General features: G+C 36.2%; 10 protein-coding genes and 3 riboswitches. Of the genes, 2 read left to right on the forward strand and 8 right to left on the reverse strand.

All coding sequences use genetic code 11. The features are described from left to right. Positions 1 to 2: 2 nt before the first annotated feature. The 8 genes from AB8S09_RS02780 to AB8S09_RS02815 all read right to left on the reverse strand — a co-directional run bounded on the left by AB8S09_RS02780 (position 3) and on the right by AB8S09_RS02815 (position 12,997). On the reverse strand, positions 3 to 1,979 hold the full coding sequence (locus AB8S09_RS02780) for a hypothetical protein (RefSeq protein WP_294181182.1): 1,977 nt from the start codon (positions 1,977 to 1,979) through the stop codon (positions 3 to 5). A gap of 149 nt (positions 1,980 to 2,128) precedes the next feature. Continuing rightward, a complete protein-coding gene (locus AB8S09_RS02785; RefSeq protein ID WP_369868461.1) occupies positions 2,129 to 5,425 on the reverse strand; it encodes a leucine-rich repeat domain-containing protein in 3,297 nt (1,098 codons plus the stop codon). A 222-nt stretch (positions 5,426 to 5,647) separates the two neighbouring features. Then, a riboswitch (cobalamin riboswitch) is annotated at positions 5,648 to 5,834 on the reverse strand. A 243-nt stretch (positions 5,835 to 6,077) separates the two neighbouring features. Continuing rightward, positions 6,078 to 6,896 (reverse strand): hypothetical protein, encoded by an 819-nt coding sequence (locus AB8S09_RS02790; protein ID WP_369868462.1) that lies wholly within the window; start codon positions 6,894 to 6,896, stop codon positions 6,078 to 6,080. 308 nt (positions 6,897 to 7,204) lie between these two features. After that, a riboswitch (cobalamin riboswitch) is annotated at positions 7,205 to 7,402 on the reverse strand. 115 nt (positions 7,403 to 7,517) lie between these two features. Further along, positions 7,518 to 7,698: riboswitch (cobalamin riboswitch) on the reverse strand. A 356-nt stretch (positions 7,699 to 8,054) separates the two neighbouring features. Then, positions 8,055 to 8,363 carry a DUF4351 domain-containing protein gene (locus tag AB8S09_RS02795; RefSeq protein ID WP_369868463.1) on the reverse strand — a complete coding sequence of 103 codons (309 nt, stop codon included), beginning with the start codon at positions 8,361 to 8,363 and terminating at the stop codon, positions 8,055 to 8,057. A gap of 260 nt (positions 8,364 to 8,623) precedes the next feature. Continuing rightward, positions 8,624 to 9,013 (reverse strand): helix-turn-helix domain-containing protein, encoded by a 390-nt coding sequence (locus AB8S09_RS02800; RefSeq protein WP_369868464.1) that lies wholly within the window; start codon positions 9,011 to 9,013, stop codon positions 8,624 to 8,626. A gap of 263 nt (positions 9,014 to 9,276) precedes the next feature. Continuing rightward, positions 9,277 to 10,461, reverse strand: a complete 1,185-nt coding sequence (gene larC / locus AB8S09_RS02805) for a nickel pincer cofactor biosynthesis protein LarC (protein ID WP_294181190.1) — start codon at positions 10,459 to 10,461, stop codon at positions 9,277 to 9,279. 34 nt (positions 10,462 to 10,495) lie between these two features. Next, entirely contained in the window at positions 10,496 to 11,242 is a 747-nt protein-coding gene (gene larB, locus AB8S09_RS02810; RefSeq protein WP_294181283.1) for a nickel pincer cofactor biosynthesis protein LarB, read from the reverse strand. Positions 11,243 to 11,350: 108 nt separating this feature from the next. Beyond that, the gene (locus AB8S09_RS02815; RefSeq protein ID WP_294181285.1) at positions 11,351 to 12,997 is read right to left on the reverse strand and encodes a nucleoside kinase; all 1,647 of its coding nucleotides are present in this window, start codon (positions 12,995 to 12,997) and stop codon (positions 11,351 to 11,353) included. A gap of 219 nt (positions 12,998 to 13,216) precedes the next feature. Here AB8S09_RS02815 and AB8S09_RS02820 point away from each other — a divergent pair, with 219 nt between their 5' ends. Together AB8S09_RS02820 and AB8S09_RS02825 are read left to right on the forward strand one after the other, a co-directional pair. Then, positions 13,217 to 13,900 carry a DUF421 domain-containing protein gene (locus AB8S09_RS02820; protein WP_294181194.1) on the forward strand — a complete coding sequence of 228 codons (684 nt, stop codon included), beginning with the start codon at positions 13,217 to 13,219 and terminating at the stop codon, positions 13,898 to 13,900. A gap of 9 nt (positions 13,901 to 13,909) precedes the next feature. Further along, complete coding sequence (locus AB8S09_RS02825) at positions 13,910 to 14,290, forward strand: DUF4363 family protein (protein ID WP_294181196.1); 381 nt, start codon at positions 13,910 to 13,912, stop codon at positions 14,288 to 14,290. Positions 14,291 to 14,356: the final 66 nt, after the last annotated feature.

Consider the following 14,356-nt stretch of genomic DNA (forward strand, 5'->3'; position numbering starts at 1 on the left):
AATTATTTACCAGATCCGGCAGGCATATCTATAACATTTGAAAGAGGTTTCATACCTTCAATACTGTCCCAGACAAAGGTCTTTATTTTATATATACCTTCTTCCGGTATTTTGAGCATATTGCTCAAAGTAGATGACCTGCCCGCTTCAACTTTCTGTTCTCCGGATACATAAGTTATGAATTTGCCGGTTTCATCATAAAGTGCAGTTATAAGCGAAACGTTCTGAGAAGAATCTGACACATTCTTTGCCTTTACAGATACTTTCTTATAAGATGCATCAGGATCACTTATTTCAACAGTTTGTCCCACTTTTCTTTCTGCCGCAGCCAGTTTATCTTTCGTACTCTGGGCAATAGATGCCTGTTTTGCACTGCCAAGTGCATCATAGAGAACCTTTGCCGCATTGATTTTTTCTTCATCTTTAGAAGTTATGGCATCGGGAAGTGCCTCTATGGCGTTATTTACAGGTACGGTAGAATTTTCAACATCCCTGCAGTCAAATATGGAATTCCTTCCTTCATAGGCCCTTACAAGAGAATCCAAGCCACGACACATCTGTGTGGGCTCATAGGTGGCACTGTCATAGGTTGACCATTTGTTTAGAGCTGCATCTATCATAGTTTTACCGCATTTAATATATTTTTTATCAAAAATATTTACATTATTGCTGAATTTCCCATCTTCTGTTTTATTCTTCCCATTTCCTTCTGCGGCCATTCCAATAGTCATATATACCTGGGCATTTGTCCATGAATTGTTATAATCATTGCCCATACCACCCCAGAAGGATCCAAGATAAGTTTGAGAATTTGAAAAATGATCAAGCCAATATTCTACAGCTTGTTTTACATCATAATATTTATCTTCCTCTTTTGCATTTGAATCATAATATGCTGCAAGTGGCTGCATCTGCATAGTTCCCATATCAGGAACAGCATTTGATAAAATAGTAGAACCGTCCGCTGCTGTATTACCACGTGCGAGATCAGCTAAAGAATGTATCTTATCTTCTATATCATTTTCATCAACATGTTTTTCATCCTTGGGTACACTGTTTATATAATCCTGTGAAGTCAATGCCAATATAGCATATTGTCTTGCAAATGTCTGACTAGATGCATTTAAGTAATCTTTGTTCGAAATAATATCAATCAAATTAGAACCATCATAAGTTATATCCCTTGGATCATAGCCCACAGCTGTAACTGCTAAAGCTAACTTTTCCCATTCCGTCATCTTTACATCCTGAGCTTTTATACCTTCAGCTTTCATCCTCCTTAGTTCATCTTTTACAGCTATAATCCAATCATCACAATATTTTTCACTTACACCTTTATAACCAGAACGTGCAGAAGAAAACATTTCCCATGTATTATTTTTCAATTCAATACTGCCTTCACCTCCATCAAAACTTGCTTTACTACCGCTCCAATTAAAGGAAGGTACAGATCCAACCCCAATCTTTAATTTACCATAAAGCATGTTTTCTGCTTCTTTTGCCTCTTCAATTTGTCCTTCTTCATCTATTGCAGGTGTTGAATTATCAATCAAATTTCCTACAGCCGATACATTCTTTAACACAAATTTATACCTGCCATTTTCAACAGATTCGGGAGTGATTTTTACTTTACTTGGATCAATATTCAAGGGATTCACAGGAACAACCCCAATAGTAGGTGCATTAAAAACTACATCTTTACTGCCGCTATATGTGGCTTTAACATTATATTGTTTTAGTAAATTTTTATATTCACTAGATTCAGGAACAACTTCTATATCTTCTAACTTCAAGCTTGTCTTGAGGTTGTCTTCTACACTCTTATTTGTATCATAGACTTTGTCTTCTGCCGGTATTTTTACATCTACATCAATTTCAGTCGGTGTTGCAGTATCTGCCAGAGCCACACAAGGCGCAAATATTCCAAATGAAAACAGAAGCACTACTGCAAGGACTACCTTTTTCCACAACTTTTCCATTTCCTCTCCCCCTTATTATTAAGTTCAATTTACAATCTACAATCAACAATTAAAAATGTGAAACAACGCTCTTAATGAATTCCCACCATATTCTATCGTTACTTCAACATTTTTAACTGATCATTATAATAGATTAACCGCTATACACTTTAAAATATTATCTCACAATTTGGAAGTGATTTTTTTAAATCCTGCTGTTTACTTTCGTTTATTGTTATTCCATACAACTTAAGACTTGTTAAATTCGTTAAGCCTTTTAATGAATTTAAATCAGTTATTCCAGAATTTCTTGATAAATCAAGAGACTGTAAATTAGTCAATCCACCCAATGGAGTTATATCGCTTATCTGATTGTATCCCAAATCGAGGTTTGTTAAATTGGTTAAATCTTTCAATATACTTACACCAGTTATTTGATTATGACTTAAATCAAGTGATTTCAAGCCAATTAATTTTTCTAGTGGAGTAATATTACTTATCTCATTACTATATAAGAAAAGGCTCTGTAATTTAGTCAGGTTGCTCAGTGCACTTATGTTCTTTAATTTTTTACCATTTCCTTGTCTTAAATCGAGTAACTGTAGATTAGTTAAATTCTCCAGTACATCTATATTGTCCAGTTGAGTATTACTTAAACTAAGAGACTGTAGGCCCGTCAATCCACTTAATGGAGTTATATCACTTATTGGATTATCATTTAATTCAAGAGACTTCAAACTTTCCAATTCACTTAAACCACTTATATCAACTAACTTGTTACCATTTAAATTAAGATCCGTTAAACTTGTTAAACCCTTTAGTTCATCTGCCTCATCTATTTTTTCTATTTCATTACCACATAAATTGAGAGTCGTAAGAGCACTTAACCCCTCCAATCCACTTATATCAGTTATTTGATTTCCCATTAAATCAAGTAATTTCAAGGCAGATAAATAATCTTTGAGTGGAGTTATATTACTCACTTTATTATTCTGCAAGTTAAGAGACTGTAAATTCTTCAAACCACTTAATGAACTTATATCAGATATTTGATTATAGCTTAAATCCAAGGTTGTTAAATCTTTCAGATTACTCAGTGCACTTATATCACTTATTTTGTCATCAGTTCCCCATTGAAAATTTTTATTTAAAAGTAAAGTTTGCAAATTAGTTAATCCTTCTAGTCCTTCTAAATCATCATTTATGGGATTATTACTTAAATCAAGATACCTTAAATCTTTCAGCTGACTTAATACACTTGTACTCTTCAATTTAGTAGCTCCCAATTTAAGTATCTGCAACTTAGTTAAATCTTCCAGCTCACTTAAATCACTATTAATATTCCATCCATTTCCGCTTAAATCAAGTTCTTTAAGGTTTTTCAAATCTTTTAATCCACTTGTATTGATAAATTGTCCGCTATCAAGACTAAGCGTTTGTAAATTAAGACATTGTAAATTTTTCAAACCACTTAAAAGGCTTAAATCATTTATTGTAGTTCCACTTAGATTAAGAGATTCCAATTGTGGCAATTCATTCAATAAACTTATACTCTTCGTATTTAAATTTCTATTGTCGGCTAAATTAAGAGTTTTAAGTGAAGTCAAATTTTCAATTCCCCCAAGATCCACTATGTTTTTTCCCCTGACATCCAATTCAGTTATTTTATCTACATCACTTTTATGTAAGGTTCCAGTAGGTTTCTTTATATCATCTCTTACAGCTTTTTCTAAATCTGAATCGGTAAAAGTTACTTCGCTGTCATCATCACTACTTCCACCATCTATAACAGATATAGTTTTAACATCGGAAAGAGGTTTCATATCCTCCAGGCCATCCCATACAAAAGCCCTCAATTCATAATTTCCCGTATCCGGAATACCTATAGTTCCAATCAGAGAAATCTGTCCTCCCTGTTCAACATCTTCCTTGTTGCTTGTACACTTTATAAAGTTATTATTATCTTTATCAAACAGCCCCAGCATGAGTGAAACTGGCTGTTCTTCACCAGAATTATTCACAGCCTTTACAATTACTTTAGCATCATCACCCAATTTAAAAGAAGTTTTACCTTCAGGCAGCTCAGTACTTATCTCTATGGGACTGGCACTACTATCGGTGACTATTACAGTACAAGCGGCAGTTTCCTTTCCATCTCCTGCAGCCGCAGTTATTATCGCCGTACCTTTGGACACTGCAGCTACATTCCCATCCTGGTCAACTGTGGCTACTTCGGGTTTATTACTTGTCCATGCCACTTCCTTGTCAGTGGCAGTTTCGGGAGTAACAGTTGCCGTGAGCTTATCGGTACTTCCTTTTTCCAAAGTTGTATTTGTTTTATTAAGATTTATCCCGGTTACAGGTACGTCTTCATCGGTAACTGTAACAGTACAAAATCCACTGTAGGTATCGTCGGAAGTCTTGGCATATATAAATGCAGTACCAGGACTCACCGCTGTAACCTTCCCATTTTCATCAACTGCAGCCACTTCATTATTACTACTTCCCCAATTAACAGTCTTACCATCTGGAATCTGCAAAATAATTGCTTCCTCTCCTCCAGTCTTTAAAGTCAGTTTATCCTGAAGCTTGGCATCCTCGCCATATAGAAATACTACTCCTGAGGTATCCCCCCACTCTGACTCATCTTCAGGCTTAAAGTTTGTCCCCCGAGTATCCACTACAAGATTTATATCTCCACTAAAACAATTTACTCCAAAGCTTGCTACAGAACTAGGAGTTTTTATATACTTCAATGAGGTACAGTCTTTAAATACCTCATCCCAAACATTCAACAATCCATCATCCAAATTAACTTCTTTAATGCCTGTACAACCATTAAATGCATTACTTTTTATATCAGTAACTCCTTTCGGAATAGTTATGGAAGTCAAACCAGTACAATTTTCAAAAATTCCAGTAGGGATAATACCTATGTTATCTGGTAAAGAAATTGACTCCAGCGTGGCACATCCCAGAAAAGCAGAACGTGATGTAGAAAAATAATTATAATAAATCCCAGTGCAACCGCTGAAGTCTAATTTCTTAGGTACTGTCCAGTCAAAATATTTTTTATTAAATCCTTTACTAGTAATAGCTGTATTATTTGATAAATTTATACCGGACACTCCAGTTAAATATTTCATAATTGGCATATCCTCATCTTTAATATCAAGATCTGACAGGTCAATATCTCCTGTAATAGATGCAAGGTCAGATGTAGTTAAATCTCCCGTATAGCCGCTGCCTTTATTGGCCGCTTCTGTCAATTTGGTTTTTAACTTTGCATTATTTATGGCGACAGCTTCTTCTCCACTATCTTCAGTATTCTGCTCACTCACCACAGGTGTATTGGAATTAAGGCTTTCTGCATAGACAGTATTAAGCCTTCCTGTGTCTGCTGCGACAAATGATACGGAACATACTGCAGATATACACAGCAGCATCTCGATTTTCTTCCTCAGCATTTCAATCTCCCCTCCTTAAAATTCAATTTACAACATAAAATCCACAATTAAGATTGCCTATAACAGCAAAAATACCTCACGCTGTGGGAGGTATTTTATAATTATAAAAATAAAAAATGGAGAACTCAGAGAGTTCTCCATTTTTACTTAAATGTAACTGTTTACCCAAAAAATATAAAGGCAAACAGTCTAGCAATCTATGTAATGTCTTCCCCTCCGAAAGAATTGACAAAATACCAGGCAGGCCTTCTGGCTTGGATTCATTTTACTCCCCCGTCTTCCCGGATATATAATCCAGTGACATATTGGGGTTTCATCTTCCATACAGCAACGGTGGGCTGCAGTGGCTACGATTCCACTTTTCCTTTTAACTGTCAAATATAGCAGCACCTGATATAATATATTAAATTTTCATAAATTATTTAATTCTCTAATTTTTAGTATAAAATATAAATTTACCAAAGTCAACATTATTTTCATTTTATTTTAACAATTTATTCTTGATCTTACATAAAACTTATATGACATTGGCTGTATGCTTACTGCATATAGTTAACTATAAAATCACAAATTAATATACAAAATAATATCTCATAAAAAATAGATTGACCCACGAGGATCAATCTATTTTATAGCCAGTTATTTGTTTTAACTACAGACCAGAAACCGCCATATTAGCTCCAGTTGATGCAGGTGATAACCCCTTAATTGCTTCATCAACCTGATCTTGTGTAGCCTGCAGTGTCTGTAATGTTGTTAATGCTGCTTTATAGTTTTCATCATTTTTGTTTTCATAATTAGCCATATCTCTTATAAGATCTGATTTACTTACTCTTTCAAAGAGTGGTGCAACATATACTGAAGTATCCCAGTTGTAGTAACCATCATCAGTAACTTCAGTTGGTAAATATGCTGAATTTGCTATTCCAAGATCTGCACCCATTGCTGCCGAGAACTCCCAACGTATTACAGCATTATCTGGAACATTGGATAAAGCAGTTGCTGCAGTATAATAAGTTCCATTACTACCATAAGTTTGCGAATCATTTACTGTAAATGTCCAACCAGATACTCCGTCACATTCTTTTTCTCTAAGCCAGCCTGTATCAGTTATAATTGGCTGATGTAATATATCATTTTTAAAAATAACACCCTTTGTTACAGTATCAAGCTTATCATAAAATTTAGATGGATAATTAGCTTGAAAATCAGCCTGATTATCTGAATTATCCTGGAATGCTTTTATATACGCATATTGACCCGTAGTTGCATCTATACCAATATTGGGATCAGCCTGTTTCGTTGCATCTAGTATAGTTTTAGAATCATCCAGTGTAACCTTTACCGGTTTTATAAGTGGGGATTCTCCCAAAACATTCTTCTCCACGTCCACGTAAACTGTTTTCTCAGAAGCTGCCGCCGCCTGCGCATTGTTTGTAAAAGAAGGTGCTACAACTACCCCAAGTGCCATTACCAGTACGCTTAGAACAAATGCAAATGCTTTATTTTTCAAAATTTTAAACATCAACTAAGATCTCCTTTCAATTATTTTTCTACCCCTAAACTCCATGTTAAATAGAAAGTGACCTGTTATCATATACCTTATATAACATCACCCCCTTAAAATATAAAAATCACAGTCCTCTTTTCCTGAAAGTGATTTTGAGGCTGTGATTCAAATATAAACTATTAAAAAGGCATGTCCATTTATGCAAAATTATAAATCCTAAGCTTGTCCCCTTATTGCCTTTAGCTCATAATCACTTTTTCATGGAAAGTTATTTATGAAATATCCAGGTTAAGATTTCTGACTTATGGCTTTTTCAAGTATGTCTCCGGTTTATTCAAATTTATCTGAAAATTTTGGAGGTATTACTTTGAAATTTCCCATTTACAGCGGCCCGACCGCCCAGGTTTCTCACCTGGTTTCCCTTTTATAACCCGCTTTGGCAGGTTACCTGAATAAAAAAACACATCTGTTAAAAATAAAAGACCCTCTTTCGAAGGTCCGCACATATCAAAATCAATATATTTTCCACCTGACATTTAAATGAAAACATATCCGATATACGTCTTTCCTTCCAAAAGAACTGAACATATCACCAAACAGGTAGGTATACTGGCTTGGAATCATCTTACTCTCCGACCTTCCCAAAGAACTCTGTCTTCAGTGGCACTCCTGGATTTCATCTTCCCTACAGTAGTGGAGGCTGCAGTGGTTTTTGACCACTTTCCCTATTGATTCTTAAAAAGCCTGTCTGATAAGTTATTATTTTATCAATTTCATAATATATCAACTTATGTTATTTGTCAACATATATTCAATATATTTTATAATATATAATTATATTCAAACATTTACATATTAATCCTTATACCTTTATTCTCTAATGATTCTTATTCAAAAACTGTATTTGCTGATAATTACTTTTTTACATTTTCCATCTTTACCTAATTTTAGATCTGGAATTAAATTAAATACATATACTACATGTAAGAAATTTTTATTGGCAGTAAGCCTATTTATTGTATCCAACTGGTAATTTAATTCAAAATCAAATTAAAAAAACAAGGGCTAACAGCCGCCAAAGCTTTTAACCCTTTATTTATATATTTCAAATCAAAACCATTAAAAATATCTCTCTAGATCCTTAATTTTCTCTAAATCAAATATATCCGTTGCAATAGATTCAATCTTCTCCTTTGAAAGTTTTCTTATCTTTTCTTCATAATTCTCCGGCAGCCCATTAAATTTTTTTCTCAGCTGTTTAATAAGTAGATCTGCCTTCCCCTCTTCTCTGCCTTCTTTCCTGCCTTCCTCTTTTCCCTTTTGTGTATAGTATATTTTCCTTATTTCATCCACAGACATCTTAGATACACCTTCCTGTGATTTCTTGAATTCTTCATATTTATCTTCAAAACAATTCTGGAAAAACAAGCTCTACTATTTCAGCTTCAAAAGCCTCCAATATAGTTTTCCATGCTGCATCAAAATCGTATATCCTTGTCAAAATTTTCACGCCCTTGTCCCTTAGTATTAACCAACTCCTTATTATTTATTTTATCAGAATATCCCGTAATAAGCCATTAAAAATTAAAAAATAAGGGTTAGAAGACCTGGCAGTTTTCAGCTGAAAGCTGTCAGGTCTTCTAACCCTTTACGCAAAAATCAAACTGCTGGAAATATTCCTACGGGTACTACCCCATGTAAGGCAGAATCAATTTCACCATGTTTTCTATTAGATCCAGTTCCTTTTTGGAACATCTCTCAAGGAGTTTGTATAACACATCATCGCCCTCCGCCCTGGTCAGTTTATATTTTTTAATCCTCTCCCTTATTATCATGTCCTTCGTCTGCTCCCTATGTTCTCCATATATCAAATAATCAGTGGTAACGTGAAGGCAATTGGCTATTCTTACCAGAGCCGTAAGGCTCATCTGCCTTTCTCCACGTTCCAATTGTCCTATATAAAGCGTAGAGAGATTTACCATCTCAGCAAATTTTTCTCTTGTTAAATTCAACTCTTCTCTTTTTTCACGGACTCTGCGACCTACTTCCCGTTCGTCAATTGATTCATCGTTCTTCATTTGTCTTCACTCCTGTCTTTAAACCTCTTACTTTAACTTTATACATAACAATCGATTAATTAAATAATCCATATGCTTAAAATTTATATATGCTATCAGCATATATAGCCGGCATTTATCAGCCACTATATATATTATTTTCAAAAATAAGGCTGTAAAGTTTGTTAGATTATACAGGGAACCGATAAGGCTTTTTGTGCAATAAAAATACAAAAAAAACTAATACCCCGGAATTTATTTCCCGGGATATTTTACAAAATCATCTATATCATATTCTGTCCAACAGCAGCCCGTTTTACAATATCATACACCTCTTTAACAGGTATGCCACATTCTCTCGCCCTTTCACGGCATTCCTCGTATTCAGGAGATATATTTGAAACTCTATCGCCATAAAATGCAACCTTTACAGAGAATTCTCCCAATTTTGTACTTATTTTCTTTATTTCATAGGGCAACATGTATTTGTGAAAATTAAACACTTTCACCCCAATGGTGGTGGTCTCTTCAAATATAACCTTCAACACATTGTCCATGTTTTCATCACAGGTATTGACACACAGTATATTGCCAATTCTGTTTTTTTTCATGAAAGCCGTCTGCATATATACATCCGCTGCTCCTGCTGAAAACAATCTCTGAGATATATACTCGTAAAACTGGGGATTCATGTCGTCTATATTGGCCTCTATTTTTACCGCTTTTCCCTCTCTTACCAGGTTGTTTTTTATACCCTGTTCCAGCTGTCCCACGTAAATCCTAAGCAGGTTTGGTATTTCAAGATCCCTGTCTCCTGCTCCGCATCCGCAGCTTTCCACATTCATAGGGGGTATTTCACCAAAATTACTACAGAGAGTTGAAATGACGGCAGCACCTGTAGGGGTGACGAGTTCCTTTTCAACCCCTTTCGAGTATATTTTTATGCCGTGAAGCAGCTGTACCACGGCAGGTGCCGGCAGAGGTATGATACCATGGGCACATTTTGTAAATCCCGTGCCTATATGTATCGGGGAACAGTATATCTTCTCAATTCCCAAAAGATCCAGTCCGGCGGCGGCACCGCATATATCAATTATGGAATCCATCGCACCTACTTCGTGGAAATGCACAGCTTCCACACTGGTGCCGTGCACTTTCGCCTCTGCCTCTGCAAGATTAGTAAATATCTTTATTATATTTTCCTTGACTTTTCCCTTGAAACCGCTTTTTTGCACGATGCTCTTAATGTCATTCAAATTTCTATGAACATGTCCTTCATTTACAACAACCTGAACTTTTGTACCCTTTATTCCATTTTTCAATACATGTCTTGATCTCAAATCAAAAGGAAGGTTGAGTTTCATAAGTTCAGACTTTAAAGTTTCCAATTTCAATCCGGAATCCACAAGTGCCCCTAAAATCATATCCCCACTTATTCCGGCAGTACATTGAAAATAAGCAATCTTCATAATTTTTACCTTCTTTCACACCATAAGGTGCATGCTAAAGCTTATTTATAATACTCGCAAGATAACCTGCACCAAAGCCATTGTCTATATTCACCACACTCACACCGCTGGCACAGCTGTTGAGCATGGAAAGGAGTGCAGTTACCCCTCCGAAATTCGCCCCGTATCCCACACTTGTAGGAACTGCGATAACTGGCTTGTCTACCATTCCTCCTACCACACTTGCAAGGGCTCCTTCCATTCCAGCAATAACCACAACTACTTTCGCCTGTCTTATAATATCCATTTTATTGAACAGCCTATGTATTCCTGCTACTCCCACGTCAAAAACCTTTTCTACCTTATTGTCAAATATTCTGGCAGTTTCAAATGCCTCTTCAGCTACGGGTATATCCGAAGTACCAGCCGTAACTATGGCAATATAGGAATCCGTTTCCTTCTGCTCCTTTTGCCTTATGGTTATGGTCCTTCCGGATTCGTTGTATTTTGCAGAAGGGCAGAGTTCCTTCACTGCCCTGTACATCTCCATGCTGGCCCTGGTTCCCAGTATATTGTTTCCCTTGGTAAGCATAAATTTCACAATTCCCCTCACCTGTTTTACAGTTTTCCCCTCGCAGTATATGACTTCGGGATATCCGACTCTTATTTCCCTGTGGTTATCTATCATGGCATATCCCAAATCCTTGAAAGGCAAATCTTTTAATTTTTCCACGCCTTCATCTACATCTATTTTCTTTTCTCTGATATCTTTCAACAATTTTCTTAAGTCAGCTTCATCCAATTTTTTCACCTCATAGACAAAATATATTAAACTCAAACACTGCCTCGAGTATAATTATATTGGTAGTACCAATAAATTTCAACTGATTATCCGGCGGGGACCGGACTTTTAGCTTTCAAATTCACTTCCGCCTATAAATTCCCTCAAAATAGAATTAGGAGGGACAAATTTTTTATCCACCTCCTTGAAAAAGTGGAGGAAACTTTTAAGTCTCAATGCCTCATAGTACACCGGGCTGGAGCTGTCTATCCTTTCCAGCTGCTCAAGGGCATAATTTTTCAGTACACAGAGCTCATACACCAGTGTTGAATTAAACATCACATCTGCATTTTCCTGAAACACAAATATGTTCTTCTCCTCTCCCCTCTTTACTGAAGGCCACATTTTAAGGGTGTCCTCACCGCTGTATCCCCTGAAAAGATGATCCCTCACCATCCTCCTTATAATCCTCACGTCCGTGGTGGCTATCCTGTTGTGATCATCCAGGTTCAGCTGGGTAAGTGCACTTATATATATTTTGAATTTATACTTTCTCGGTATTTCACGGGTAAGCGCTTCATTTAGGCCGTGTATGCCCTCAACCACAATTATACCGTTAGGGGGCAGTTTTATCTTTTTCCCAACCCATTCGCGGACCCCCTTTTTAAAATTAAACACCGGGATTTCAATTTCCCTGCCTTCCATAAGAGACTCCAGATGCTGGTTGAAAAGTTTCAGATCCAGGGCATACAGTGATTCAAAATCATAATTTCCATTCTCGTCTTTGGGAGTATATTCCCTGTCCACAAAATAATCATCCAGTGAAATGGGAACAGGTTTCATTCCATTTACCCTCAACTGAACCGAGAGCCTCTTTGCAAAAGTAGTCTTCCCGGAAGAAGTAGGGCCTGCAATCAATATGATTTTCACGTCTTTCCTCTCATTTATCATATCTGCTATATTTGCTATCTTCTTTTCATGGAGAGCTTCCGCCACCCTTATGATATCCACCATTTCACCGTCATCCACCTTGTCGTCCAAGGAGCCGACATCTCCTACATCGAGTATATTGCCCCACCGTTCCGTCTCGTAAAATATCCTGCTCAATTTTTTATATTCCATAAATTCGGGAAGTTGGCCGGGATCCGATTCCTCAGGATATCTCAATATGAATCCCGGTTTGTAATACATGATGTCAAATATTTTAAGTGCCCCTGTGGAAAAAGCCATGGGGCCGTAAAAATAGTCATATCTTCCATCCAGCTCGTATAATTTCACCTTATCTGCATCTACATGATTTAAAAGCCTGACTTTATCATCCATATTGTAGCTTTTAAAAAGCTCTATAGCCTTTTCCCTGCTGACGCTTATTTTCCTTATGGGTATATCCAGTTTTATTATTTCCTGCATTCTTTTCTTTATATCTCGTATGTTTTTTTTCAAAAGTGGGGTATTCTTGTGGATTTCCCCAAATATCCCCTTGCTCAGGGAATGTTCTATAGTTACCTTAGCTTCGGGAAATAAATCATAGGCAGCCTTGATAAGTACAAACTGCAGGGTCCTTACATAAGTTTTATTCCCGAGTTTATCACTTATATCCACAACTTCAAAGTTTCCCGATTGTTTGAGCGGATTTGTAAGTTCAAGATATTCCCCGTTTACCTTGGCCAGCACTACAGGTACATCCGGCGTCCTATAATTATCCTTAAATATTTTATATAAAATGGTGTTATATTCTACTCTAATATTTTTACACCCCAATTTAAGGTTTAGCATATTGTCTTCTTTGCTTCTAAAGGTATTGGCATTTTCATACCTCAAGCCAGTAGTAAGTTCATCCATAATTTCATCCCCTTAATTTAAGTGTTACTACTATTATACTTCATGTTTACCAGAAAATGTTCTCATTTTACTCATATTTTTTTATATTAATGCAAGAATATAGGTAAGTGGAAAATTCAAAGTATACAACTCGAAAGGTGGTAGTGGTATTTTATGCTTATAGTACTTTTTAGGACAATTATACTGTATTTGCTAGTTGTAGTATCCATGAGACTCATGGGCAAAAAGCAGATAGGAGAAATGGAGCCCTTTGAACTGGCAGTGGCGATAATGATATCGGAACTTGCATCCCTTCCCATGCAGGATACCAGAATATCTTTAACCCACGGTATAATCCCGATAATAACCCTCCTTACCCTGCAGACCCTACTTGCACTTTTACAGCTCAAGAGTGAAAAAATGAGGCTCGTTTTCAGCGGCAAACCAAGTATACTGATAAACAAGGGTAAACTCGATCTGAAAAAAATGAAAGATGAAAAGTTCAACATAAACAACCTCATGGAGGAACTCAGAATGCAGGGATATTACAATCTATCGGATGTGGAATATGCCATACTTGAGACCAGCGGTCAGCTCTCCGTAATACCAAAGACGGAACTTTCCCCTGCTACCAAACAGGATTTAAAGATAAAACCGCCCCAGGAAAATCTTCCTATAACACTTGTACTGGACGGAAAAATAAATTTTAAGAACATGATTGTGGCAAAAAAAGACGAAACATGGCTAAAACAGATGATGAAAAAAAACAGCGTGCCTTCCATAGATGAAGTACTGGTGGCAATGCTGGACTCAAAAGGAAAGTTCTACTGCCAGTTAAAAGAAAAAAATCAACAGTGAGGTGATCACATGAAAAGTATAATAATATCCTTTACCATATTTGTGCTGATGATCTTCTGCATAATTTTTTCAGTAAATTATTTAAACCACATATGCACAAGATTACAGGATTCAAACCTGCAGGTGGAGAAATCAATCCAATTGAATTCCTGGGATGAAGCTTATAAAAATTCTCAAAATTTCACGACGGAATGGAAAAAATATTCCCCAAAGCTGGCCATCTTTTCAGATCACGACGAAATGGAAGATATAAGCAATGAAATGAGAAAACTCACACAGTATATAAACCATAGGGATTCCGAAGAATCTCTGTCCTCCACAAATGTAATACAGAATTCATTAAAACGGATAATGGAAATGCAGCGGTTAAATATTGAAAATCTATTTTAAGCTGTAATAATTGGATACATCAGGGCAATTATGATATACTATAGACGTATATATACTACTATTTTG

Source organism: Clostridium lapidicellarium (assembly GCF_041224415.1).
Classification (GTDB): domain Bacteria; phylum Bacillota; class Clostridia; order Clostridiales; family Clostridiaceae; genus Clostridium_B; species Clostridium_B lapidicellarium.